Origin of the sequence: Paenibacillus rhizoplanae, from assembly GCF_042684125.1 — a bacterium.
GTDB lineage: Bacteria > Bacillota > Bacilli > Paenibacillales > Paenibacillaceae > Paenibacillus_AQ > Paenibacillus_AQ rhizoplanae.
Window position 1 is genome coordinate 50,947 of record NZ_JBHUKY010000079.1, and the last position, 25,362, is coordinate 76,308.

Here is a 25,362-nt window from a genome sequence, read left to right on the forward strand (position 1 = left end):
CGGCGAATTCAGGGGCACTTGTGCTCCTCATTTACGCTGTCCGCCCGCTTTGGGCGTATTCAGGGGCACTTGTGCTCTTCATTTACGCTGTCCGCCCGCTTTGGGCGAATTCAGGGGCACTTGTGCTCTTCATTTACGCTGTCCGCCCGCTTTGGGCGAATTCAGGGGCACTTGTGCTCTTCATTTACGCTGTCCGCCCGTTTTGGGCGTATTCAGGGGCACTTGTGCTCTTCATTTACGCTGTCCGCCCGCTTTGGGCGTATTCAGGGGCACTTGTGCTCTTCATTCTGACGGCTCAGAGGGATTTATCCCTCTCATTTTCGCTCACCGCCCATTTTCAGCTGAATCAATGGGATTTTTCCCTTTCATTTTGACTGATCATCCACTTTTAGCCGTATCAATGGGATTTATCCCCTTCATTTCGGCTTATCATCCACTTTTAGCCGCATTAATGGGATTTATCCCTTTCATTTCGGCCTAGCACCCTACACACGGCCCGCTTCCTCATTAAGTCGCACCCAGTAAAATAAAATTTACTTTTCTCACTATATCGATCAATGTTCCAGTTTACGCGCGATTCACGGGTTCTGCGGCTGTATGGCTGCATGAAAAAGAGGCTGTCGCACTCAAGCAGATGAAGATAACTCTGCATGAGTAGCAACAGCCTCTGATTGATAAATTACTTTTTTCAGCATCCTCTATTACACTACAACTTATATGCGCTGCGCCTCCAGCTTCCGTCTAAGCTCAAGCGCTTCAATACCGGCCAGCAGCACTATTCCGATTCCGTGAGTATCATTGAGCTGCCAGGTCAGCTGCTCCATGTAATATAGTTTGTTGAAGGAATAGCCCGATCCCCGGCAGACGCCATAGACGTTCCCCTGATGATCGATGCAGTATTCGGCCAGCGCCATCCAGCCGCGTAACGCTGCATCGGCATATGGATACGGCTCTGTCAACCAACCTCTACGCACACCGCGTGCAAAAGCATACACGAACATCGAGGAACAGGATGCCTCCGCATAAGATTCGGGATCGGTCAGAACCTGATGCCATAATCCTGCGGCGTCCTGCAGCCGTAAATATCCTTCGCACAACAGCCGGTAATAATCCAGCAGTTCTTCCCGCTGCGGATGCTGCTCCGGCAGTACCTCCAGCAGCTCTGTCAGCGAGAACAGCACCCAGCCGTTGCCTCTGCCCCAGGCTACACCGTTCGGCTTGCCGAATTTATAGTCATATACATGATGCATAATGCCAAGCTCCGGCTGGAACAGGCGATCACGATAATGGAGAAATTGCGACACTGCATCATCCAAATAATCGATATCTCCCGTCAGCTGATAATAACGGCTCAGGAACGGAGTGCTCATATATAGATCATCGCACCACATCGTTCCCTGCATGAAATCGGTGGTGCCCCGTGTACGGTAGAGCGCCCCCTCCTTATCGCGGGACTGCGTATCTTGAATGTACCGGGCGATATACGCCGCTGTTTCCGGTGCTCCATGCAGCGGCTGTTCGGCATGGGCAGCCAGCATCGTCGCACCGAAGGAGCCGCAGTCATCCAGTGAGTCGATGAGCGCCAGCTGCTGGTTGATACCCGGAGCACCATAGCGGCTGCGGTCCCAGAGCGAATAAGTATGAAGCCGGGTACACTGCTCAATATGTCGTCTGGTATATGCGGTATAATGAGGATCGCCCAGAGCTTGACCGGTACGCAGCAGACCATATAGGGTTACCCCGAGCGGATAATTCCAGCGGCCGTAGAGCGCACTCTCCAGATAGGGCCTGACTGCGCCGCCAGGACGGTCCACCCGCCAAAAGCATTCCTCCGCCCCATCACCGAAGGGAGCATCCATAGAAGCCGCTTCCGCAGGCTGCGGTGCCGCCGATTGTAGAAACGGACCCAGATACAACCATGTCCCGGTCTGCCCTTCCACCGGATAAGGACTCACCAGCTTCACTGTGCCGTGGACTCCACTGGCGCCAGCTCCCTTATTCAAGGTTCCCTGCGGAGAGCAGCAGGGTGAAGCTTCCGCAAGAGCCGCGCTACACTCCGCTTCCACCTGGACCTCTGATGTGTTCCCAGCCTCCGCCGCTTCCAGGCGGAAGCCCCACCCGGGGCCGCCGCACACGGCCTCGACCAGCAGGTCATGGCTGCCGAAGCTCAGCGGCAGCACACACTCAAGGCCGGCACTCGCTTCGGCCTGGATGGCGGCAAGCCTGCCATCCACATAGACCTTGAGTGCCGCTACATCCCGGCTGCGGAGGACCAGCCGGGCGTCAGTTCCGCCGGGCGCTGTAACCGCCAGCCTGCTCCAGGCTAGCGCCTTCGCGCCGGGCACCGCGCCGAGCACGCGCGCGAGGTTCCCGCTCTGTGCCTTGCCATCCGGCCATCCGGCCGCCGGATACCAGGCACAGCGGGCCGCCAGCGCAGCTTCGGCGGCCTCTACGGCTTCGCCGCAGCGGACGCGCTGCGAAGGCTCCACGCGGTGCGCCGCAGCCTCTCCCTCTGGAGCGCCACCTCCCTCTGGAGCGCCGCCTCCCTCTGGAGCGCCGCCTCCCTCCGGCTGCAGCGCCCATCTGCTCTGCTGCGGAGCGCTGTAGATCCAGCCCTCACAGCCGCTGTGCTCCGCAGTCGGGGCCAGAAAATGCAGCGGAGCACCCTTCACGCTCCCGGTGCCAAAAATCCCGCCGCAGCCGGTGCCGACGGCGATACATTCCAGCAGGAAGTGATTCCAGCCTGCCTTCAGCCCGGTACGAAAGAACGCCTTGCGGTCCGGGAACACATCATCGTTGAGATTGGACGCGAACACAGCAACGCCGTTAACATAGACCGTTACCGGACCGAAGCAGCTGAGAGCGAGCGGAATATCGCTGTCCGTATCGCTCCACAGCTTCCCCCAGACATAGACAAATTCCCCGTCCCGCAGCTCAGGCAGCCGTTCTTTCAGGTTCAGCTCATACCGGCAATCCGCCAGCCGCGGGAAGCTGTTCTCCAGATGAACGCGATAGACCGGGGGCTGCGGCGGATTCGCACCAATATAGCGGTTCGCTATGATGGCAAGCATCGCTTCCGTATGCTCTCCGGCTGTGCGGACGATGGAATGGCGCGGATGAAAGTAGCCCCCCATCACAACGCCACCTCACCACCGGGGTACAGGGTGGAGCTGTACAGCCGTTTGGGCTGGGGCAGCTGTTGCCCGGGGTGCGCCGCTTGCAGCGGGAGTGCTTCACCGGCATAGACGGCGGCCAGGTCATCCGTATAAATAATGACCTGCTCGGTTCCGCTGCCCAGCAGATCCCCGTGCACGGCGTAGCCCTGCTCAGCGAACTCGGCAACGATATTCATATAGCCGTCATAGAGAGCAGGAAGCACAGCTTCGCCCCGACGGTACGCTAGAATATAGTCGGGTGCATCCGGCCAGAACCGGCTGACGGCTTCGACAATGGTCAGCCATCCGTCAGTGGTACGTTCTTCCTTCCACAGCTCCCGGCCGGACTGGTCCAGCAGGAACATGGCATCCTTGCCCCGGAGACCCTTGCCGTCATCCTCGCGGACCAGACGGTCAAGGCCCGCAATCTGCAGGCCGGGCAGGTCCGGGCGGAACCGCCCGAGCGCCAGATGCTGCGACTCGACAGATCCTTCATACCGCCATAGCTCGCGCCCGTTACGGTCGTACATCACTGTCACACTGCCGCCGATCACCAGCTCCGGTACCCCGTCTCCGTTCACATCGCCGACCCACAGGCAGTCCGCGTGATCCTCCAGATCCTTGCAGCTCCATAGCAGCTTGCCCTCCGCGCTGAGCAGATCATATCCGGCCATGATCTCATCGCGCCCGTCACCGTCCAGATCGAACACCCAGGGATAATGCCCCACATTGCCCTGGTGGGTCCAGAGCAGCCGGAAGTCCCGGTCCAGTGCCCATAACTGATGGTAGCGGTCTTTGAGAATGATGTCGGAAGGATAATCGCCGCCTGACAGGTTGGCAATAATGATACAGTCATGTGCCTCCTTCGCCGGCAGCGGATGAACCGCTTTGACCTTGCCCGTCGCCCCCTCCAGAATATGCAGCTGGTCATTCATCACACACAGTACCTCCAGCGCCCCGTCACCATCGATATCGGCAATCTGCGCCGGATAATCGGAGCCTTGGCTGCCTGCATCCGGGTCCGGCTTCCCCGTCTGCCACAGCAGACCGCCATCCAGATTATAAGCCGTCAGGCACTGCACCTGATGCGGAATATAACGGACATCCTGGCGGTTATCCGGCTGCACCAGCAGCAGTTCAGTCCGGCCGTCCCCGTCCAGATCGCCGAGCAGCATTTTACATCTTGGACCGGCGGCGGAGATATCCAGCCCGGCCAGCCGGTGCAATTTTTGAGTACGATCCCTATGATTCACTGTGAAATCCTCCTTCGCTCTATCCCTGTTCTGTATCAGCCTAGATCCATAGTCCGTTCCCCGGGCACCTCGACTACCGCACCGCCAACCTCCAGCCAGTCCTCCGGGAGGGCGAACCCGCCGGTAGACTGCACTGTGCGGGCATATTCAATGCCCAGATGCGGCAGCAAGCCCTTGATCCCGTACCGATTGAACAGGCCGACCAGACGTTCATCCATTCATCCAGCTATCCAAGCTTCAGGGAGCATAGACGACCAGGTCGCTATACTCCGCTATCAGCGGAGCCATTTGGCGGAAGCCAAGTCTGCCAGCGCCGAGCAACGGACCGAAGGACGATCCGTCATCCACCCAATGCAGCACCGGCAATCCATTGATGGCAAAAGTCACAGCAGCCCCCCGCTTCACCACCAGCAGCCGGTAGGCCTCCGTCATATCGGCGGTATCCGGGAGCGGATCAGCCCCTTGGGCGACAAGGTGGAAGCCGTAGCTTTTGCGCAGATTACAGGTGTGAAAAGCCCGCTCCTCCTCCCACATCCGGCGAAAATACGAGATATGATAGGCATCCATCTCCCCATGGTGGTACTGGTCATATTCGCCCGTGCGGACCGGCAGGGACGGGTCGAACAGATCCTTGCCCCCGGCACCCGCAGCCGCGAAGAACAGAATGGCCAGCCCCGGCTCGCGCAGCGGGCGGAACCTCCAGGAGATGGCAAGCTCCGCCGGAAAAACCTCAGGGCACCAGAAAACCACATTCGCCTTCTGTCCTTCCTCAGCCCCCCGGGTGCTCTCCAGCCTTAACCGCCCCTGCGGAAAAGTAACTGCGCCATCGCCTTCCATGTGGAAGCCTTCCACCTGAGCGGGACCCTCCAGCGTATTGCGGTAGATCTCACGCCAGCCATCAGGAATGTCTGCATCTGCCTGTTGCGTAGTCATTGATCCACCTCTCCTTTTCCGTTACCAGCACCTTCACCTGCTCCTATCACCTTACTAGCTCCAGCTTCCGCACCAGTTACATCCCCCGCTCCCGACACACCTTCCCGTGCAGGCAGAGACTCGGCAATCAGCTCCAGCGCAATGATCGTATTCAGCGACCACTGCGAGGCTTCGTTCGTATTCATCCAATCCACCTCATCCAGCGCTTCCGTATAAGTCACCTGCTTCTGCTCCGCTTGAAGATTGACGATGCCGAACGGGTTCTCAAGCAGAATGCTCCAGCAGCGTTCCGCCGTAGCCCGGTCATCCTTGACCCAAGCGCCGTAGGCGGCAATAGCCACACTCAGCACCGGATGCTCGAAGCGCTGCTTGCCTGTAATCGCACCTCCAGATCTAAGCAGCTTTTCTTCCTCCGGCAAGTTATAGAAGACACCGAACTCAGCAAGCATGTCCTCCCACTCCGGGTCCTCCAGCATCATCGCCAGCTCGAACCACACCTGCGGCCCACCCATGCAGATCGCCAAGTGCCGTCCCCAGTTGTCATCGCCCATGGGACTGAGAATACCCGTTGCGGGATCATATCCATAGGTTGGACCGGAGATCAGCCGCAGGTTGGCTGCTTTGATGCAGCCGATGCCTGTTAGGATTTTGTCGCGGTAGGCTGTATCCTCATAGCGTTCCCAGCGGGTCATCCAGCCCGAGCTGAACGCGGCCCAGTCCGGCCCCACCCGCACATGCGTCTTGAATTCGTCCTGCGGAAAATAAGCCCGCATCGGGTCCAGCGTCACCGTGGAATAATCCGCATCCTTCACACTGTCCATGATGTCGCCCGTCCGCTCATCCCCGGTGAGATAATAGAAATAGCGGTGCAGTCCCGCCATAGCAATCCGCGCTTCCTTGCAGCCGCAGCCCCAATGCACGACATTATGCCGGGAGCCAAGGCCTGCATATTCCCCGAAATGATACACATCCACCTCGCTGGTATGCCGGGTCATCGCTTCAGCCATCCGGTAAATATCCGCGCGTCCGGTCCGCAGGAAGCTCACCCACAGCCACATATTCGGCACCAGCTCGGCATTCTGCCAGGCACAGCCGCCCAGATCATAATTCCAGACATGGCGGACCGGATCATAGCTGTGCATGAAATCGCCGTAATCCCACAGGCCATACCACTTCCGCTGTTCAATCTCCTTCTGGTAAAAGCTGATGATCCCGTCCAGCCGCTCCTCCAGGTACGCCTTGGCCGGCGTGCTCCGGTCCGGCAGACTCCATAGTCCAAACGCCCGGCTGCGGTGGTAGTACTCGGGCTCACAGACCAGCAGCGGCGGTTCATCTGCCTGCTGCTGCATCTGCCGAAGCTGCCCGGAATCCGGCGTCCGCAAGGTACACCACAAGGTCAACTCGTTCGTATTGGCGATGCCGTAAGGGGTTGCCCGGAGTTCCTCTGCGCCTTCATAGGAGGACTCGACATGCGTCTTCGTATCATAGTGGCGCAGGTCCATCGCCTGCGCCTCCGGCGTCCATAACCAGACGGTTAACGCCGCTTCCGCGCCAGAGGTGCCGCTGATCTCCAGCCCGGACGGGTGCTTGCGCCAGAAATCCTTCACTCCGGCAGCCAGCCCCCCGCCGTCACAACCGATATAGCCCAGCCCTCCGGCTCTCCGGCCTTCAGCGCCCTTAATCCAGGTGCACTCTGGTCCGGTCCGCTTATGCACGGCATAATGTTCGGGGGAGTCCTGCACCAGCCGGAAGCTGTCCCAGACCGCAGAATCCTGGAGCAGGCTGGTGAAATAGGCATCCTCCACCGGGTCAAAGTGCTGGCTCTGCCCCTCAAGCTGTCCGGCAAACATATCGGCATATTTGCCCCGGGTTCTGCGGGTCTGGAGTGTCTTGGGGGATTCGCTGAAGATTCCCCCGCTGCCCGCCAGCCGGACATGGCGGTTATACAGCGGACCGCTAAGCGGCACCTTGAACAACAGGCCAAGCCCCTTGATGAAATCCTGCTGCGGGTTGCCGTCATAAAGGAAGGTATGCACCAGCCGGATGGACGCAAGCCCGGCATAGAAATAGAGCCTTAAAGTATAAGGAAGCCATTCCCGGGCTCCCCTTGTACTTCTATGCCGCCCGTCCAGCCGGATCACGGCACGCACCGGACCAGCTTCCTCCAGACTGGCCTTCAGCGTTACTCCGGTGAACCGTTCTTGCCGCAGCGTCAGCTCCCCGCTGAGGATGTCCCGCTGCTCGCGGAGACAGACCAGCTCGCTTCCGCTGCACACAAGCTGCTCTGCCGTGCAGGACTGCGGCGCTACGTCTGTAGCTGCACCCTCTGAATCTGCACCTGCATCCGTAACTGTACTCACATCTGTACTCACATCAGTATCTGCACTCACATTAACGCCTGCACTCACATCAGTATCTGCACTCACATCAGTATCTGCACCCACATCAGTATCTGCACCCACATCAGCATCTGCACTCACACCCACACCTGATCCCAACGCCGCCTCCACAGCTCCATAATGTCCGTGATTGCCATCCGGCTCCCCGGGTGCCGCCGTGTCCCGGCGGATGATCCGCGAGATTACGCCCGGGCCATGCTTGACCACGGTGCAACGAATGCTGCTGGTATCGACGATATAAGCCTCCTCCGTCTCTTCCACGGATACCTGGAAGGCTGCGGGCACAGCGCTCTGCCCGGCAGAGCGCTCCAGCGTATATCCTGCCGTACTCCCTTCAGGGCATACGGCAGAATGCAAAGACCATTTGATGCTGCCGTCCGGCCAATACGCAGCCGGGCGGCTCTGCAGCGGCAGGCGGGAGCCGTCATCCGCCCCGCCAAGATATAGCGCGGCCAGTTCTCCGCGCTTCAGATCTCCCTTGGACCAGGGGACACCCCAGGTCACCCCTGCAGCTGCAGCAGGCGGCTTCAGCCACCGTAACTGGACCGGCAGGGCCGAGGATAAAGAGGTCATCTTCTGTCATCTCCTTGATGGGACATCACCCGGACGAATGAACCGTTCCCGGAGCAGGAGGCTTGCAGACGCCGGGATCACATGAAGTTAGCCGCAGTCATTCTGAACCGGTTCCCGCTTAACGGGTCCCGTTCTCCTTCTTCCCCTCCTGCCGGCTCAATTCACGGTAACGTGTCGGAGTGATGTCCTCCTGTTTTTTGAAAATCCGGTTGAAATAGCTCTGCTGATAGCCGACCTGCAAGGCGACATCGTTCATCTTCAGATCCGTGTCCCGCAGCAGCTCCTTCGCCTTGGTGAGCCGCAGTTCCGTTACATAATCGATGAAATTCTGTCCGGTGACCCGCTTGAACGATTTGCTGAGCAGAAAAGGGCTGGTCCCTGTATAATCCGCACAGCTGTCCAGCGAGATATTGTCCATATAATGCTGCTGAATGTACAGCATCGCTTGATCAATCGTCCGCCTGATACCGGCGTCAGAGCGTTCGCACAGCTCCTTCAGGAAGGGAGCGATCACCTGCGTGCGGAACCAGGAGAGAATCAGGCCCGGCTCATGAATCTGCGAGAGACTGGCATACAGATTCCTGCCGCGCAGTAGCTGGCTCTGGGCCATCCCGGCCTCCAGCACGGCATGAAGGATCGCGCCGAGCAGATGCAGCATGCCCTGTTGTACGTCAATCACCTTCGCGCCGCCTGCGGAGAGCGTCTCCAGGAATTCCTCCAGCAGCCGGTCCGCCTCCTCCGCTTCACCGGTCCGCATCGCCTGAATCAGCCCGCGCTCCAGCGTGAAGGAATACTGCGGCATAGGTGTACCCTGCCCCTCCCGCTCCAGCTGCTCCAGGCTGATGATCTGGTTCCCGCCCCCGTACCTGCTGTGGCTGGCCGCCTGCTTCGCCGCCTCGAACGACCGCGGAATAGCGGAAATGCTCCCGATCCTTGCACTGTACGCCACCGTGGCCTGAAGCTTAAGCATCCGGCTAAGGGTAGCCGCCAGCTCTTCACCGAAGGCCCCCACGCGGGCCGGGTCCGGGCCGCTTCCCGGTTCCATCAGCAGCATACCGGAGGTAAGGTCATGCAGATTGACCGTCTCCGCCCGCCCGAAATGCTCCTTAGCAAGCTCCCCGATAATATTCACAGCCGCGAACGACACCAGACTCTCGTCACCGCTGCGGAACTTGGCCTCCAGACTGGAGATGCCGGTCAGCTGGATATACAGCACCACGAACGTACAGTTCTCCACTTCCCACTTGTACTGCTTCATCCGGCTCTGGAGATCCTGTTCGGAATAGGCATACAGATATCCCTGGAACAGCTGGTGGAGGAAGCTCTGCTGCACGTACGGAAGCTGCTCCGAAAGCGTGTACTCGAGGGCATGCTGTTGCCCGTGCAGGTTCTGCCAGTGCCGCTCGATCAGCGTCAGCTCATCCACCCGGTCCCCGGAGGCCGCATGCTCAGGGAGCAGCGTCTGAAGCAGGCGGCGGACCGGCGAATAGATCCGGCGGGAAGCAATCCAGGAGAGGACCGCCGCCAGCAGCAAGGCGGACAAGCTGACCAGGATAATGATCCGGGACAGCCGGACCACCGGAGAGGTTACGCTGGAGATTGGTGAAGCCGACACATACCGCCACTCACTGGCAATCCGCGAGAAATCACCATAGGTCACCGCATAAGTAATCCCGTCCCAGTCGTATAGAAATGATCCGCTGGCCTGGCTGCCCCTGGCTGTAATAGCTGCCTGGAGCGCCGTAACCAGCGGCGTGGGCGCATCCATTCCGCCCCCCGAGATGAACAGGCCGCCGGACTTCTGCTGCATGAAGACCTCCCCGGTGTTATACGGGGTCATGGTCCGCAGCATCGCCGATACCTTCTCTGTATCCATCCGCAGCAGCAGCGCCCCGAAGGGCTCACGGCTGCCGCCGGGGATGTGGTGCACCAGCGTCAGCTCCTTCTGCTCCGGGTTCACCGGATCAAAAGCCCATTCCGTCCAGTACGTGCTCCGCTCCTGCTTCAGCAGCTTCCCGTACAGCACTTCCTCCTCCGCAGACAACGTCCCGTACTCCGTCCCGAAGCGCACCGGCTGATTACCGGCCAGATACAGCTCAACCTGCCGCACCATGGAATTCGAGCCCTGCATGACTACCAGCGTCTTCGTAATATCCCAGGCCCGTTCATGATTCCGGGTGAAATCCATGTTGCTCAGTCCGTAATCGAACTTCGGATCGAACGCCCAGTGGGCCAGCATCAGCTCCAGATTGGACAATTGCTCATTAATGTTGTCCGCCCGCTGCTCAATCTGCCGGTTATGCATCCGGAGCAGCTCCTTTTCCAGACTCCCCCCGGCCATAAAATAGACCAGCAGCCCAATAATCAGCCCGGGAATGGACGAGACGATCAGCACAATAATTAGATTACTGCGGTAATAACGGCCCTTGCGTTCCGCCCGGGCCCCGGTATACCTGTTCCGCGCTCCTGCTGCTTCATTCTCCATTCGTTTCACCAGCCGAATCCTTAGTTTAGCGTTGCAGTCATGCAGCCGCAGCGGGGACAGACCGGCCGGAGACTGAAGCAGGACCGGACTTTACTTGCCGCCTGAGGCGTACAATTCATTCATTTCCTTCACCAGCTCATCCCCGCCAGTCTTCCGCCATACTTCAAAAGCGGACTTCAACCCGGCCTCATCCATCTGGCCGACAATAAATTTGATACGCGCATCGTTGATTACGTTATCCAGCTGCGAGCCTTTTTGCGTATAGACTGCCGAGATCAGTGCCTCCGCCGGATTGGTCACAATCGTCGCTTCATTCGTCTTCTGTACATCAGTTTGCTTCAGCCGCAGCGGCGTCTGCTTCACCTGCTTCGCCTTGTCCTCAGGGATAAACGGCAGCATCTGGTTCAGGCCTTCCACTTCCGATTCCAGCAGAACGGTATCGCTGGAGCGTTCGATATATCCGTCCACCAGCTTGTAATGCACCCCTTCAAGACCGTAATTCAGCATCGTCTGCAGATCCTCATCATTCAGCCGGTCCAGGAAGGCCAGCACCTGCTTCAGCTCCTCCTCGGTTTTGACCGAAGACTTCGGAATCGCCAGCATGCCGGAGAAGCCGGAGGTCGGGAGGGTATGCAGCGCGCCGTCCGCTCCGCTCACACCGCCGATAACATCCATATAATGGCGTTCCGGCTCGTCTTTGCCTTCCTTTTGCAGAGCGGCATGAATCTTGTCATCCAGCCGTGCCGCGTTATCGACCACATCGACAATGACACCGGCCTTGTTGTTGACGACCGGATCATTCCATTTGGAGCTGTCCATCACCGCGAAGTCGGCGTTGATCAACTGCTCGTCGTACAGCTTTTCCATAAATTTAAGCGCTTCCAAATAACCTGGGTATTCGTGCTCAGGCACCAGCTTGCCCTCCTGCACGCCCCACTTGTTCGGGGAACCGAACCACAGCTTCATCGTATCGAAGCCGCTGGCCCACTGGCCGGTCCACTTGACCAGCACCATGCCGTAAGTATCCGCCTGACCGTTGCCGTCCGGGTCCTGCTCCTTGAACGCTTGCAGCATCGAATAGAACTCATCCACGGTCTTCGGGTTCTCAAGCCCCAGCTTCTCCATCCAGTCCTTGCGGAACACCACGCCGTTACGTCCCAGCGCCCGCCCCCTGTAGATCCCGTAATTCTTGCCGTCGATGGCCGAGTTATTCAGAATGACCTCCTTCGCCCCGCTGAGATTCGGATAATCCTTGAGATACGGACCCACCTCCCAGAAAGCGCCGGATCTGGCCGCATTGACGAAGCTGGATGCCTTCACATCACCTACATACATAATATCAGGCAGCTTGCCGGAAGCCAGCGTAATATTGAATTTGTCGGCATAGGATGCATTCGGCACCCATTCGAAGTGGATTTTGGTATTCGTCAGCTCCTCCAGCTTGGCGGCCACCGGACTGCCGTCCTTCGGATAATTGGTTTTGAAAATCGGCAGCATCAACGTCAGCTCAAGCGGCTTCTCCCCCTTAGCTGTACTGTCTGCCTTCCCGTTGTCCCCGGCAGGCTCCTTCTGTCCCGCTCCCGCATTCTCCCCATTGCCGCCGCAGCCGGACAATACACTTAGCATCATCATCATAGCCAGCAGCATGAACAACCCTTTTTTCGCAGACCGTGAACCTCTGCTCCGCTTCATCTTCTTCATCACTTGGCCTCCCTTTATATGTTGACTAACCGCTTACCCTTTGACTGAACCCAGCATCACCCCTTTGGCAAAATGCTTCTGCAGAAACGGATAGACGCACATAATCGGCAGGGTGCCGACTACGATTACGGCCATTTTGATTGACTGCTCCGGCGGCTGCACGAAATTCGGGTCCATGGAGCTGAGATCTCCCGCTGCCGACTGTGACAGCATGACGATCTGACGCAGCATCACCTGGAGCGGCCACTTGGACGGATCATTAATATAGAGCAGCGCCGAGAAGAAGTTATTCCAGTGTCCCACCGCATAAAAAAGGGTGAACGTCGCCAGCACAGGCTTCGACAGCGGCAGCACAATCCTCCACAGCAGCCCCAGCTCGGTACAGCCGTCGATGCGGGCCGCCTCCTCCATCTCAGCGGGAAGCTCCTGGAAGAAGTTCTTCACGATAATCAGATTGAAGGCGCTGATCGCCCCCGGAAGAATCAAGGCATTCAGCGTATCGAGTAGTTGCAGCTCGCGGATCACCAGATAGGTGGGAATCATCCCGCCCCCGAACAGCATGGTGAAGATGACCAGATTGAGGATCAGATTGCGGCCCATCAGGTACCGCTTCGCCATCGGATACGCCATCGTGACTGTGAAGAACAAATTGACTGCCGTCCCGATCACCGTCACATACAGCGACACCCCGATGCTGCGGACAATGGTATCCGTGGAGAAAATAAACCGGTACGCGTCCAGCGAGATAGTCGTCGGAATCAGAAAGACAGCGCGCTTCGTAATTTCCGCCTCGGTGGCGAAGGAACCGGCGACTACAAACAGGAACGGCAGGATTGCCGCGATCCCGATGATGCCCAGCACCACGTAATTAAAGACGTCAAAGGTAATCTCTCCGGCGTTCCGGTAACGTTTAGCCACACTCTTGACCTCCTTTTCAATATAATCCAGATTCGCCCGACTTCTTGGCGAGCCAGTTGGTGCCGAGCACCAGCACGACCCCGATCACTGATTTGAACAGGCCGACGGCGGTGCTATAGCTGAATGCCCCCTGCGTAATCCCCAGCGCATACACATAGGTATCGAAGACCTCGGCCACCTCGCGGTTCAGCGCATTCATCATCAGATAGATCTGCTCGAAGCCGTTATCCAGAATCGTGCCCATCCGCAGAATCAGCAGAATGACAATCGTGCTGCGGATTGCGGGCAGCGTAATATGCCAGGTCTGGCGCCAGCGGCTGGCCCCGTCCACCACGGCTGCTTCATACTGCTCCACATCGACACCGGCCAGAGCAGCGAGGAAAATAATCGTCCCCCAGCCGCATTCCTTCCAGATGGTCTGCAGAATAATCATCGGGCGGAACCAGTCGGGATTGGCGAGGAAATCAATTTTGCGCCCGGTGGCCGCGAACAGGAATTCGTTGACCGCGCCGCCCTGTGTCGTAAGGAACACGTAGGAGATACTGGCGACGATGACCATAGAGATGAAGTGGGGGACATAGATCAGCGTCTGAATCGTCCTTTTGTAGAAGGAGAGACGGACTTCATTCAGCAGCAGCGCCAGGATGATCGGTGCCGGGAAAAAGAACACCAGATTATACAGCGACAGCACCAGCGTATTGCGCAGCAGCATGAAGAAATCAGGATTCTGAAAAAACGTGCGGAAATGCTCCAGGCCGACCCAGCTGCTCTTCCAAAAGCCCAGAAAAGGCTGATAATCCTTAAACGCGAGCAGCACTCCCCACATCGGCACATATTTGAACAGCAGGAAATACAGGAGTCCGGGGCTGAGCAGAATATAGAGCCATTTGTCCCGCTTCAGACGTCTGAAGCGCTGCTCCCGCCTGCTGCGGCGGAAGCTTGTACCTGCGCTTACCTCTGCTGCCCCCAATGCCGCTCCTTGCTTCATTTACATTCACCTCCGTATGGATAAGCAGCCTCCGCTACTACACTTCACTACATTGCCGTGGCTGCGCTTTCTATTATGGTTGGCGGGTGTTTTTCCGGCAATCGGACTTTTTGGACAGCGCTTTGTACGGCTTCTGCACCGCTTCCGCAATAAAGTCCAAAACCGGCAAAACTTTACTATTGCCGTGGAGGCAGGACACTATATAAATTAAACCTTGTAAATTCTCAGTATGGGATAGCCGTGACTCCAGAGAAGTTTTGGGCTCCCGGCCGCTGCCCTTCTGCAGATTTCTTGATTTATACCGTTTTTAACGGTTGAAATCCGCAGACAGCTGATGCTTCCGAAGCGAGCTTTCCTGCGGAAAGCTTTCAGGCGGTCGCTACCGCTCCTACGGCTCCAAAATCCCCCTCCGCCACTCCTCCCAAAATTTATGTTTTCAAGTTCAAACTATATAGCTTAGGGATGGGGAATAGAAAGATAAGATCATACAGAGCCTGTGTGGGGCTTTTTCCAGGAGGTCAAAAGAAATGCAGCAAAAGCTATATTACGGTGCCGCATGGTACCCCGAGCTGTGGGGGGAGGCTGAGCGGCAGCAGGATCTTCAGCTCATGCAGGAGACTGGCATTAATCTGGTACGTATGGGCGAATTCATCTGGTCGCTGCTGGAGCCGGAGGAAGACTCCATCGATGTCCGGCCGTTCGCTGAGCATATCCGGCAGCTCCATGCCCATGGCATCGACACGGTTATGTGTACGCCTACCGCGACCCCGCCAATCTGGCTCACTCACGGGCATCCGGAGCGCCTATTCGTCCGGGCAGACGGTGCAGTGATGAGCCACGGGTCCAGACAGCATGTCTGCACGAATAACCCTTATTTCCGGCAGCGGGCTGCGCTGATCACGGAAGAGCTGGCCCGGGTGCTGGGACAGCTCCCCGGCCTAGTCGCCTGGCAGCTCGACAACGAGCTGAAGGCACATGTGGCGGAATGTATGTGCGGGTCCTGCCGCTCCTTGTGGCAGGAATGGCTGGAGCACCGTTACGGCAGCATCCTTGAGCTGAATGCGGCGTGGGGAACCGGCGTGTGGAGCCACACCTACCAGCGGTTCGATCAGGTGCCGCAGCCCGTGGCTACGCCTTTCCTGCATAATTCATCGCTCGTCACCCAGTACCGCTTGTTCCAAATGGAGAAGGTCGCGGATTTCGCAGGGGAACAGGCGGCGATCATCCGCCGCTATTCGGCGGCTCCGATCACGCACAACAGCAACGTGCCTTTTCATCTGGACAATGAGCAGCTGTTCGCTACGCTTGATTTCGCTTCGTTCGATACCTATGCTTCCCAGGCTAACAGGCACGCCTATCTGCTGAACTGTGATCTGTGGCGCGGGTTCAAGCCCAGGCGGGATTTCTGGCTGATGGAGACCGGCCCGGCCTATGCCGCTTCGCTCACAAGCTACGGCGAGCCGCACCCGGATGGCTATCTCACCGCCGAAGCCGTGGCCGCCTACGCGCTAGGGGCAGGCGCCTTCTGCTACTGGCTGTGGCGGCAGCAGCGAACGGGCAGCGAACAGACGCACAGCTCGATTATCAGCGCCTGGGGTCAGCCTGCACTCGGGTATGACAATGTGCGCGCAGCTTCCGCCGCCAGGCTGCGGATCGAGCCGCACATGCTGAATACCCGGCCGCTCAAGGCCGAGGTGGCGATTGCTTATTCGGACCGGGCCAAGGCGTTTCTGGCCACGGAGCCGCACCGGCAGCTGAACTACCGTTCCCTGCTCGGGGACTTTTACAGACGGATTCTCGATCAGGGGGTTCACCGTGACCTGCTGCCGGAAGGCGGCGATTTACGCGGCTATAAGCTGCTGTTCACGCCTTTTGTCCATTATCTGTCGCCGGAATACATGCAGAAGGCACTCGCCTTCGCTGAAGCCGGCGGCATCTGGATCGTCGGCCCGCTTAGCGGAGGGCGTACCGCCGAGCATACCCTGCATACAGATGCTGCGCTGGGGGAACTGGAGCGCTTCGCCGGAGTGAATACCACCTTCGTCTACCCGATGGAGGGGACGGGCAGCATCGGGGAGGCCTTCGGCTGCTCCGCACCGCTATCCCTGTGGAGCGCGGTATTCGAGCCGCTGCCGGGCGGGGCTTCCGTGATCGGCGTTATCAAGGAAGGCCGGACGCCGGGCTTGGCCTACCTGACCGAGCAGCCCTATGGCCAGGGAGCCATCGTCATGCTCGGCTCGCTGCCCTCGGGCGGCGAGGGCGACAAGCAGCTGAGCGCGCTGATTGAGCATTACGCCGCCCGGGCCGGGGTCACCCTGCGCAGCGATGTCACGCCGGGCACCATCCTCTGCCCGAGACGCGGCGCTTCCGGAGACCTGTGGACGCTCGTCAACATGGACGGGCTTGGCGGCAGCGTCACCCTGCCGCGCAGCGGGCAGGATGTGTTGACCGGCGCTGCTGTGCCCGCCGATCCACTGTCCATTGGCGCTTATGAATACAGGCTGATTGCCCTGTAGTTGTGAATCATACTCCTCCTGCAGATGGCGGAGAACGCTGTCTCCCAACACACAAGTGGAAAAACGCAGCTTACTACTCTGGTTTCCAAGGGATTTCCGGAAGCAAGTGGATTAACATTAACGACAACTAATTTTGGTCGTTTAGGCCAGTTTTGGGGAAATGGGTTCATTTAAGTGCTGTTTATCCAATTACTGTTTTGGCAGAGCGCGGTTGCCGGTCACAACACAAAAACACCCGGCAGCATCTCCCGCCGCCGGGTGTTTTCCTTTTACCATATCTGCTTATACGTTAGTCTTCTCTGCTTCTTCCGCCTGCTGGAGCAGCCCGATCTGATGCAAATGATTCAGCAGCTGCTGGTAATGGTCGGCCTTCTTCTGGACGGTAAGAACCAGCTTACGGAACTGGTCTGAGTCCTGGCCTGATTTCTCCAAAATGCGCAGCAGGTCACCGTTGATCTGCTCGACGTCCTCCATGCTGCTGTCCTGGGACTCCTGAATTTTCTCCAGATGCTCGAAGACCTGCTCTTCAGCGACTACAATCTCATTCATATATATAGTAGATTCGCCGATCTTCGCCGTGGTCTCGTTCATCGCGAGCGTCCCATCCCCGGACTTGCTATGGATCTGCTCCATGACACGGGTCATTCCTGAGAGTGAACCCATGATCTCGTTCACATGGCTGCGGGTGCCGTCAGCAAGCTTACGGATCTCCGTGGAGACAACGGCGAAGCCGCGTCCATGCTCACCGGCCCGCGCCGCCTCAATCGCCGCATTCAGCGAGAGCAGATTCGTCTGCTCGGCAATCTCCGTAATAATCTTCGCCAACTGCTCGATGCTCCGGAAATGCTGCCGCAGCTCCTCATTCAAGGTTACGAATTCAGTGAATACCGCCGATGCCTTCTGCATTTCCGCAGAAATCTGGATATTGGCTTCCTTGGCAAATTCGATTTTGTTGGAAGAGTAGGACAAGCTGCCGTACATTTCATTAATCAGATCTTCAGTCTGTCCGTTGTTGGTTTTCAAATGCTCCAGCAGCTGCTGGGTTCCGGCGATTTGGCTGATCATCTCCCCGCCGCCTGCCCGCAAGGCCTCAAACTCCTCCACCAGTTGGGCCTCTTCCTTCAGGATAGCTCCAGTCTCAAGGCGGATCTGCTCCGCCAAGGCATAAGCGTGTTCCCCATAAGACACCGTGCCTGAAGTATGTGCAGACGGCTCTCCGCTATCGTTACCGCTGTGAGGTACAGGTGCGTTAGTGCCTGCTTCCTCTACTGCGACTTTTCCCTCTGCCATAACCGTTCCCGTAGCTGCGGTCATATGCTTAGCCGCAATCACACGCTCTGCCATGGCTCTATCCGCTAACCCGCTTGTATTACTGTGACTTTGAACGCCTTCAGCAGAGGGGGTTCTCCCCCAAGCTGTGCGCAGTTTGCTTAACCACTGCATCCGATTTCAACTCTCCCTTATTCAACCAGCAGCAGAATCATGGTCTGATTGGCATGCTTAGTATAATATTGCTCTCCATAGCTGATGAAGCCTGTAGTGTTGCCGCAGAACCCAAGCATCATCTTGTCAAAAGCTCCCCAAAGACCGTCCCGTGTAAACAGCTGGTCCCGCAGCGTACAGTTAATATTGAGGACAAACGAAGGCTTGAACGGACTGCCGCCCAGCGTCTCCTCCAGCACTGCCAGCGGATCAGCTGAACTCAGCAGCTCCACATAAGTACTAGACATAATTTGGCTGTAAAAGGTGACAGAGCCGTCTGGATGAACCGCCTTCGGGGAGGCTATGATCAGATCATCCTCGTATCTTTTGCCCAGCGGGCTGCTCAGAAAATGCTCTGCCAGCTCCTTCTCCGGCACGCCCAGGACACGCGCGTATTCCCCGGCTGCAGGCCGGCCATTGAAGGAATAGACCCTTCTGCCGAACACATCGGCTTCTGTCACCAGCAGCGTCTTCCCGGCCGGGACATATATATTCTCTTTGACCAGGGCAGTGCGTGCAGGCATATTGAAATAAATCCCCAGGTTCCGCACCCGGCGGGTTCCTATAAAAAGGTAAGTCTCGCCGCGCTCATCGTCAGCCGCACTGCCGCCAACCACCTTGAATTGCGGGTCCATAAAATACAGCGAGGAGAGCAGCATTTCTTCCATCCCGCCTGTGCCGTCACAGAGCAGCAGCAGAAATGCGTTAGGGTTGCCCTGGACATTGCGGTATGCAGTCTCCAGCGTACTTGCGCTAAGCACGGGAGGGTGCAGAATGCCCACAATATCTGCTATACCGGCTTCGTATTCAAAACCAGTAATTACGCCGCTGCGGTAGCCCTGCGGAGTATATTCCCCCTTGGTTGAGCACAATACAGCCCGCGAAGGCGCATGACGGGATAATTCCCGCACAGCCGCAGCCTCAGCGAACAGCACCAGCCCACGGTTCACGTTCAGCTCCTCCAGATGGCGCCTGGCCTCGTCCAAGGTGTTAAAAGATACAGCAATCATTATGTATACCAAACCTTCCTTTGCGGAAAATTCTCCCGCATACTGTTACTGAAAAATTAAGCTATAATTTTCAATACTACTCATGGTAAATCCAGAACCGGGTTCATTGTCTGTGAACAATGTCGCAGCCTGTGCCGAGTTTCCCTGGAACGAGGTTGAGCCCTTCCTGCAAACCCTGTATCATGAATATATCACAGATCACAGAAAAGAGGCTTCGGCATATGACCTATTCCCAACGCTCCACCCACCCTGCTGCCGCATCCGACTATACGTACCTGGAGTATCAAATCGGCATAGCCGCCGATGAATTGGCAGTTGCTGTGAAGGCGCAGGACGAGCCCCGGGCAGAAGCTATCCGGCTTAAGATTGCTGAACTCGAAGACAAGCTTGCACTACTTGAGGATTAAGTACAACTGCTCTATCCCAACCATGGAAGGAAGGCTGATACAATGGCGATACGCGGATATTACTTTGCAATGGAAGATGAACTGGTACAGCAGATTGTAGCAGGCAGCACCCAGCTTGGGAGCTTGAACATAGACAAATACCCGGGGCTGGATATCGACCGCACCTGGGAGGCGATTCACTACCTGCTATGCGGTGATATATCGGACGGGCCTGCGCCACTTGGATATGTGGTTCCGCTGCATTCAGACCAAGGCATCGAGTTTGGGGCATACGGGGCATTCTGCCTGCGTGCCGCACAAGTGGCCGAAGCGCTTGACGCTATTTTCCAGCTGGATGAAGCGCAGCTGCGCCTGCGGTATGATTTCCGGACCATGGCCAAGGAGGAGGTCTACCCGCTGGACCCTGATACGGTCTCTGACGATGACGCGGATGCGTTCTTTGCCTACCTGCTCCAGTTCTTCACCGAGATCCAGCGCTTCTACAGCCAGACTGTGGCCGCTGGTAAAGGCATTATTTTCTATTTGTTTTGAAGCCTGACTCGCCCGCCTGATGGCGGGCTGGACGGGTGAGGTGCGTACGCTGAATTCAGGGGCACTTGTGCTCCTGATTTGCTCATTTCGGCCGTTTGCACTGAATTCAAGTGCACTAATGCTCCTCATTTCCGCTCGCCGCTGACTTTTGCCGAATTCGGGTGCACTAATGCTCCTGATTTGCTCATTTCGGCCGTTTGCGCCGAATTCAAGTGCACTAATGCTCCTCATTTCCGCTCGCCGCTGACTTTTGCCGAATTCGGGTGCACTAATGCTCCTGATTTGCTCATTTCGGCCGTTTGCACTGAATTCAAGTGCACTAATGCTCCTCATTTCCGCTCGCCGCTGACTTTTGCCGAATTCGGGTGCACTAATGCTCCTGATTTGCTCATTTCGGCCGTTTGCGCCGAATTCAAGTGCACTAATGCTCCTCATTTCCGCTCGCCGCTGACTTTTGCCGAATTCGGGTGCACTAATGCTCCTGAATGGCTCATTTCGGCCGTTTGCGCTAAATTCAAGGGCACTTGTGCCCCTCATTTGCCTCCCTCTTCCCACCCGGCAGCCTATTAGAGGGATTTATACACTTGATTTCCTCATTCAAGGTATTTCCGGCAAGATTAGAGGGATTTATACACTTGATTCCCTCATTCAGGGTATTTCCGGCAAGATTAGAGGGATTATCCCTCTAATCTCATCATATCCAGCTACGCTTCCGGCCTATGGTGGTCAGAGAAGAAGGCGGGAGACCGTCTCACCTTCCGCGACCACCAAAAAAGGCTATCCCTGTCACTGCTGACAGCGGGATAGCCAAATCACTCAGTTACTTCACACCATTCTCATTCTAGCTCACCTGGCTCAACTTCCGGCCCGCTCTACTCGCCTTCCGCAATCCATCACCCGGCAGCTTCCGCTTAGACCAGCTTCACCAGGCTGTAATTCTTCTTGCCCTTGCGGACGATGATGAACTTGCCGCCGATGGCATCTGCAGCTGAAATCTCCGTCTCCAGCTCATTCACACGCTCCCCGTTGATCGAGATTGCGCCCTTGGTAATATCTTCACGCGCCTGGCGTTTGGACGGCTCCACTCCCAGGTCCACGAGCCAGTCTACAATGTTCTTGGTCTCAGTGCCCGCTGTGAAGGTCGGCATTTCCTTGAAGCCTTCCTCAATTTCGTCCGCAGTCAGGGAGCGGATATCGCCGCTGAACAGTGCCGCGCTGATACGTTTGGCCTGCTCCAGCAGCTCCTCGCTGTGCACGAAGCGGGTCATTTCCTCGGCCAGCGCTTTTTGCGCTTCGCGTTTATGCGGCTCAGTGGCTACCTTCTCCTCAAGCGCCTCAATCTCTTCCTTGCTCAGGAAGGTGAAGTACTTCAGGTATTTAACCACATCACGGTCATCGGTGTTCGCCCAGAACTGGTAGAACTCGTAAGGCGTGGTCTGCTTCGGATCGAGCCAGATGGCGCCGCCGGCGGATTTGCCGAACTTCGTGCCGTCAGCCTTCAGCATAAGCGGAATGGTCAGGCCGAAGGCTTTGGCTTCGTTGCCTTCTTTTTTACGGATCAGATCCAGGCCGCTGGTAATATTGCCCCATTGGTCCGAGCCGCCGATCTGCAGCTGCACATCCTCGTGCTGAAACAGGTGCAGGTAGTCCATAGACTGCAGGATCTGGTAGGAGAATTCGGTGAACGAGATCCCGCTGTCCAGACGGCTGGCGACAACATCCTTGGCGAGCATGGTGTTGATGCTGAAGTTTTTGCCGATATCGCGCAGGAATTCGATAACATTCATATCCTTGGTCCAGTCGTAGTTGTTCACCATCCGCACCTGGTTGTCGCCGTCAGTAAGGAACAGCTTCTTCATCTGGGCGGTCAGGGCGTCCACATTCGCCTGCACCTGCTCCAGCGTCTGCAAAGAGCGCTCACTCTGGCGTCCGCTCGGATCGCCGATCGTTCCCGTAGCTCCCCCGATCAGAATGACCGGACGGTGGCCGGCCAGCTGGAAGCGCCGCAGCATCATGAACGGAATCAGGTGGCCGATATGCATGCTGTCGCCTGTCGGGTCCACGCCGCAATACAGCGATACCGCCTTCGTATTCGTTAATTCACGCAGTCCGTCCGCATCTGTCTGCTGGTTAATGGCATCGCGCCATAATAGCTCGTCGATAATGTTCAACATGTACAGCCCCTTTTGTGTATGTGATTGTTCTATATCCCTTGATATCCGTCAAAAAAACCGCAGCTATACCGCATCAGCCTCAGAAGCTTAAGCCCGCCACGCACCCAGCCAGCAAACCGCACAGACAACAAAAAATCGCCCCTTGTCTATTCAGACACAGGGACGATTAGTATTAACCGTGTTACCACCCAAATTGCACAGACCTAATACCGCAGGCAGGTCCGTACCACTCTCAGGCGAGTTATCGTTCGCTTAGCTCCGCTTGGCATTACCCAAGATACTCCCGAGGCGTAATTCGCAGTCCGCTTGTGTGTACCGGGTTCCATCGACCCCCGGCTCTCTGGGAACAGGGACAAGGCTGCTACTGGCTCGTTCAACGTATACCAACTATAAGATTACAGAAAGTATAGCCGCTCCGCAAAAGGTTGTCAATGCAGAGCACCACCGCAATTAAACCGCCTGCTCCGGCAGCGAGAAAAATGTTACATGCACCTGAATCCGTGATACATTAGGTAGAGGAAACAACCGTTCTTCAAAGCACATTACATTACCTTAAGACAAAGGAGAGTCAGCAGCTTATGAAGAGTATCGCAGTGTTCTGCGGTTCCAGTGAAGGGGCTTCGCCCGTATACAAGGAATCCGCTATTCTACTCGGCAAGGAGCTTGCCGCACGTAACATTACGCTGATCTATGGCGGAGCTACTGTAGGCTTGATGGGCGCTATTGCAGATAGCGTAATGCAGGCGGGAGGCCGCGTGATCGGGGTGCTGCCGCATTTTCTGAAGCAAAGGGAAATCGAGCACACCCGTCTGACGGAGCTGATTATGGTAGACTCTATGCACGAACGGAAGCTTAAGATGTCTGAGCTGGCGGACGGATTCATTGCTATGCCGGGCGGCCCGGGCACGATGGAGGAGTATTTCGAGATCTTCACCTGGGCGCAGCTCGGCCTGCATCAGAAGCCCTGCGGACTGCTTAATGTGAATCATTATTATGATCCGCTGATTGCCCTGTTCAGCAACATGGCCCGGGAACAATTCATGCAGGAGAAGCATCATTCCATCATGCTGAACGCTACCACGCCGGAGGGCATTCTGCAGCAGTTCGCAGAGTATACGCCGCCTCCAGTGAAGCAATATCTTACAGATGAGCGCACTTAAAAAGTCTCTGCCCGCCCTATAACGCAATATACTATGCGCGAGACTGCAGCTATAGCCTGACCTAAGTAGCCTGCCTGTTCCTGCCAGAAAGAGGTTATACCTATGTCGTTGTCTGCTTATTCCGGTTATGATGCGCTGGGGCTTGCCGCCCTAGTTAAGGCACGGGAGGTGTCTGCACATGAGCTTGTGGAAGCCGCCTACGCCAGGATGGATGAGGTGAATCCGCTGCTGAATGCGGTGGTACGCACCCGCCGGGAGACCGCGCTGAAGGAGGCCATGGAAATGCCCGTAGATCCGGATGACTTCACCCGCCCCTTCGCCGGCGTCCCCTTCCTGCTGAAGGATATCTCCCAGGCGATTGGCGGCGAACCGCTGACCTCGGGCGCTCTGCTGATGAAGGACAATGTAGCGAAGCGGGACTCTAACTATGTGGCCCGTATCCGGCGCGGCGGCTTCATCCCGCTGGGCCATACGAATACGCCGGAATTCGGGCTGAAAAACATCACCGAGCCCCTCCTTCACGGCCCGGCCCGCAATCCCTGGAATCCCGCCTGTTCACCCGGCGGCTCCAGCGGCGGTGCGGCGGCAGCGGTTGCCGCCGGGATCGTCCCGGCCGCCGGAGCCAGTGACGGCGGCGGCTCCATCCGCATACCGGCCTCGTTCACCGGCCTGTTCGGGCTGAAGCCGACGCGCGGGCGCACGCCGGTCGGCCCGGGAATCGGCCGCCAGTGGCAGGGCGCGTCGATTGATTTTGCGCTGACGCGCACTGTGCGGGACAGCGCCGCGATGCTGGATCTGCTGCAGGTGGTGCAGCCGGAAGCGGCTTTTCAGACGCCGCTGTATCCGGGCGTCTACCTGGACGATCTGCTGAAGCCTGCGCAGCGGAAGCTGCGGATCGCCTTCACCACCGCTTCGCCGGTGGGAACACCGGTATCCACTGAAGCGGTTGAGGCTGTGCTGAAGACGGTCAAGTGGCTGGAGTCCGAGGGCTATGAGGTGGAAGAGAAGCTGAGCCCGGTCAACGGGGTCCGGCTGATGGACAACTACTATACGATGAACGCCGGAGAGGTATCCGCGATGTTCCTCTCACTGGAGAGCGCCATGAACCGTGCGATTAAGGCAGAGGAAGTGGATATTGTCACTTGGGTGCTGGCTGAAGCCGGTAAGCAGGTCTCGGCAGCAGAGTTCGTACACAGCCTGCACGAATGGGATGTAGCCGCTGCGCAGATGGCGGCGCTGATGGACCGCTTCGACCTGTACATTACCCCGGCCAATGCGGACTCCGCTCCTAAGGTTGGGGAACTGACCCAGACGGCGGCGGAGACCGAGGAGTTGATGCAGGTCAGCGGGCTGCCGAAGGACGCGCAGCGGCGGATGATCTACGAGATGTTCGAGCCGAGCTTGACCTACACGCCCTTCACACAGCTCGCCAACCTGACCGGACAACCCGCCATGAGTGTGCCGGTGCACATTACGGCCGAAGGAATGCCGATCGGCGTCCAGGTCATGGCCTCCAAGGGACGCGAGGACCTGCTATTGCAGCTCGCCGCTTGTCTGGAGCAATCCCCGCTGTGGGTGGGGATGAGCGGGAATGCTGGCTTCGCTTGAAGCCTGTTCCGTTGCCTGAATACAATTAGACACAAAGGGCCGTCCGCAGCGTTACTTCACGCTGCGGAC

18 protein-coding genes are annotated in these 25,362 nt (G+C 57.4%); 6 read left to right on the forward strand and 12 right to left on the reverse strand.

Annotated features, from left to right (window positions below; translation table 11 throughout):
• Positions 1-374 (forward strand): hypothetical protein (locus ACFSX3_RS29890; protein ID WP_379313641.1); only part of this gene is annotated, 374 nt, incomplete at its 5' end.
• 339 nt (positions 375-713) lie between these two features.
• Here the strand turns inward: ACFSX3_RS29890 and ACFSX3_RS29895 are convergent.
• From ACFSX3_RS29895 to ACFSX3_RS29935, 9 genes are all read right to left on the reverse strand, one after another.
• On the reverse strand, positions 714-3,134 hold the full coding sequence (locus tag ACFSX3_RS29895) for a glycoside hydrolase family 88/105 protein (protein WP_379257243.1): 2,421 nt from the start codon (positions 3,132-3,134) through the stop codon (positions 714-716).
• Entirely contained in the window at positions 3,134-4,330 is a 1,197-nt protein-coding gene (locus tag ACFSX3_RS29900; protein ID WP_379258889.1) for an FG-GAP-like repeat-containing protein, read from the reverse strand. The genes ACFSX3_RS29895 and ACFSX3_RS29900 overlap by 1 nt, the downstream gene beginning before the upstream one ends.
• A 113-nt stretch (positions 4,331-4,443) precedes the next feature.
• Complete coding sequence (locus ACFSX3_RS29905; protein ID WP_379257245.1) at positions 4,444-4,626, reverse strand: hypothetical protein; 183 nt, start codon at positions 4,624-4,626, stop codon at positions 4,444-4,446.
• Between the two features lie 19 nt (positions 4,627-4,645).
• A complete protein-coding gene (locus tag ACFSX3_RS29910; protein ID WP_209994149.1) occupies positions 4,646-5,341 on the reverse strand; it encodes a DUF1961 family protein in 696 nt (231 codons plus the stop codon).
• Positions 5,338-8,313, reverse strand: coding sequence for an exo-rhamnogalacturonan lyase family protein (locus ACFSX3_RS29915; RefSeq protein WP_379257247.1), 2,976 nt, complete (start codon positions 8,311-8,313; stop codon positions 5,338-5,340). The genes ACFSX3_RS29910 and ACFSX3_RS29915 overlap by 4 nt, the downstream gene beginning before the upstream one ends.
• Positions 8,314-8,431: 118 nt before the next feature.
• Positions 8,432-10,798 (reverse strand): helix-turn-helix domain-containing protein, encoded by a 2,367-nt coding sequence (locus tag ACFSX3_RS29920; RefSeq protein WP_209994183.1) that lies wholly within the window; start codon positions 10,796-10,798, stop codon positions 8,432-8,434.
• Positions 10,799-10,888: 90 nt separating this feature from the next.
• Entirely contained in the window at positions 10,889-12,490 is a 1,602-nt protein-coding gene (locus ACFSX3_RS29925) for an extracellular solute-binding protein (protein WP_209994182.1), read from the reverse strand.
• A gap of 42 nt (positions 12,491-12,532) precedes the next feature.
• Positions 12,533-13,417, reverse strand: a complete 885-nt coding sequence (locus ACFSX3_RS29930) for a carbohydrate ABC transporter permease (RefSeq protein ID WP_209994148.1) — start codon at positions 13,415-13,417, stop codon at positions 12,533-12,535.
• Between the two features lie 16 nt (positions 13,418-13,433).
• Complete coding sequence (locus ACFSX3_RS29935; RefSeq protein ID WP_209994147.1) at positions 13,434-14,405, reverse strand: ABC transporter permease; 972 nt, start codon at positions 14,403-14,405, stop codon at positions 13,434-13,436.
• A 527-nt stretch (positions 14,406-14,932) separates the two neighbouring features.
• Here ACFSX3_RS29935 and ACFSX3_RS29940 point away from each other — a divergent pair.
• Positions 14,933-16,921, forward strand: a complete 1,989-nt coding sequence (locus ACFSX3_RS29940) for a beta-galactosidase (protein ID WP_209994146.1) — start codon at positions 14,933-14,935, stop codon at positions 16,919-16,921.
• A gap of 282 nt (positions 16,922-17,203) precedes the next feature.
• Here the strand turns inward: ACFSX3_RS29940 and ACFSX3_RS29945 are convergent, their stop codons facing one another.
• Together ACFSX3_RS29945 and ACFSX3_RS29950 are read right to left on the reverse strand one after the other, a co-directional pair.
• Positions 17,204-18,265 carry a methyl-accepting chemotaxis protein gene (locus ACFSX3_RS29945; RefSeq protein ID WP_209994145.1) on the reverse strand — a complete coding sequence of 354 codons (1,062 nt, stop codon included), beginning with the start codon at positions 18,263-18,265 and terminating at the stop codon, positions 17,204-17,206.
• 116 nt (positions 18,266-18,381) lie between these two features.
• Positions 18,382-19,413: an FIST signal transduction protein gene (locus tag ACFSX3_RS29950; RefSeq protein WP_209994144.1), complete on the reverse strand. Its 1,032-nt coding sequence runs from the start codon at positions 19,411-19,413 to the stop codon at positions 18,382-18,384.
• Between the two features lie 221 nt (positions 19,414-19,634).
• On the opposite strand from ACFSX3_RS29950, the gene ACFSX3_RS29955 reads away from it, so the two are divergent.
• Positions 19,635-19,820: a hypothetical protein gene (locus tag ACFSX3_RS29955; RefSeq protein ID WP_036696552.1), complete on the forward strand. Its 186-nt coding sequence runs from the start codon at positions 19,635-19,637 to the stop codon at positions 19,818-19,820.
• A 42-nt stretch (positions 19,821-19,862) separates the two neighbouring features.
• Positions 19,863-20,351 (forward strand): YfbM family protein, encoded by a 489-nt coding sequence (locus ACFSX3_RS29960; protein WP_209994143.1) that lies wholly within the window; start codon positions 19,863-19,865, stop codon positions 20,349-20,351.
• A 911-nt stretch (positions 20,352-21,262) separates the two neighbouring features.
• Here the strand turns inward: ACFSX3_RS29960 and tyrS are convergent.
• Positions 21,263-22,522 carry a tyrosine--tRNA ligase gene (gene tyrS, locus ACFSX3_RS29965; RefSeq protein WP_209994890.1) on the reverse strand — a complete coding sequence of 420 codons (1,260 nt, stop codon included), beginning with the start codon at positions 22,520-22,522 and terminating at the stop codon, positions 21,263-21,265.
• A gap of 581 nt (positions 22,523-23,103) precedes the next feature.
• Between tyrS and ACFSX3_RS29970 the strand changes: the two genes are divergently transcribed.
• Positions 23,104-23,685, forward strand: a complete 582-nt coding sequence (locus ACFSX3_RS29970; protein ID WP_036696546.1) for an LOG family protein — start codon at positions 23,104-23,106, stop codon at positions 23,683-23,685.
• Between the two features lie 102 nt (positions 23,686-23,787).
• Complete coding sequence (locus ACFSX3_RS29975) at positions 23,788-25,293, forward strand: amidase (RefSeq protein ID WP_209994889.1); 1,506 nt, start codon at positions 23,788-23,790, stop codon at positions 25,291-25,293.
• Positions 25,294-25,362: the final 69 nt, after the last annotated feature.

Excerpts from the sequence above, each read along its gene's own strand:
- ACFSX3_RS29950 (WP_209994144.1), bottom strand. The coding sequence starts at position 19,413 with ATGATTGCTGTATCTTTTAACACCTTGGACGAGGCCAGGCGCCATCTG.
- ACFSX3_RS29960 (WP_209994143.1), top strand. The coding sequence starts at position 19,863 with ATGGCGATACGCGGATATTACTTTGCAATGGAAGATGAACTGGTACAG.
- ACFSX3_RS29910 (WP_209994149.1), bottom strand. The coding sequence starts at position 5,341 with ATGACTACGCAACAGGCAGATGCAGACATTCCTGATGGCTGGCGTGAG.
- ACFSX3_RS29895 (WP_379257243.1), bottom strand. The coding sequence starts at position 3,134 with ATGGGGGGCTACTTTCATCCGCGCCATTCCATCGTCCGCACAGCCGGA.
- ACFSX3_RS29955 (WP_036696552.1), top strand. The coding sequence starts at position 19,635 with ATGACCTATTCCCAACGCTCCACCCACCCTGCTGCCGCATCCGACTAT.
- ACFSX3_RS29905 (WP_379257245.1), bottom strand. The coding sequence starts at position 4,626 with ATGGATGAACGTCTGGTCGGCCTGTTCAATCGGTACGGGATCAAGGGC.
- ACFSX3_RS29935 (WP_209994147.1), bottom strand. The coding sequence starts at position 14,405 with ATGAAGCAAGGAGCGGCATTGGGGGCAGCAGAGGTAAGCGCAGGTACA.
- ACFSX3_RS29925 (WP_209994182.1), bottom strand. The coding sequence starts at position 12,490 with ATGAAGCGGAGCAGAGGTTCACGGTCTGCGAAAAAAGGGTTGTTCATG.
- ACFSX3_RS29945 (WP_209994145.1), bottom strand. The coding sequence starts at position 18,265 with ATGGCAGAGCGTGTGATTGCGGCTAAGCATATGACCGCAGCTACGGGA.
- ACFSX3_RS29900 (WP_379258889.1), bottom strand. The coding sequence starts at position 4,330 with ATGCTGCTCGGCGATCTGGACGGGGACGGCCGGACTGAACTGCTGCTG.
- ACFSX3_RS29940 (WP_209994146.1), top strand. The coding sequence starts at position 14,933 with ATGCAGCAAAAGCTATATTACGGTGCCGCATGGTACCCCGAGCTGTGG.
- ACFSX3_RS29920 (WP_209994183.1), bottom strand. The coding sequence starts at position 10,798 with ATGGAGAATGAAGCAGCAGGAGCGCGGAACAGGTATACCGGGGCCCGG.
- ACFSX3_RS29975 (WP_209994889.1), top strand. The coding sequence starts at position 23,788 with ATGTCGTTGTCTGCTTATTCCGGTTATGATGCGCTGGGGCTTGCCGCC.
- ACFSX3_RS29970 (WP_036696546.1), top strand. The coding sequence starts at position 23,104 with ATGAAGAGTATCGCAGTGTTCTGCGGTTCCAGTGAAGGGGCTTCGCCC.
- ACFSX3_RS29915 (WP_379257247.1), bottom strand. The coding sequence starts at position 8,313 with ATGACCTCTTTATCCTCGGCCCTGCCGGTCCAGTTACGGTGGCTGAAG.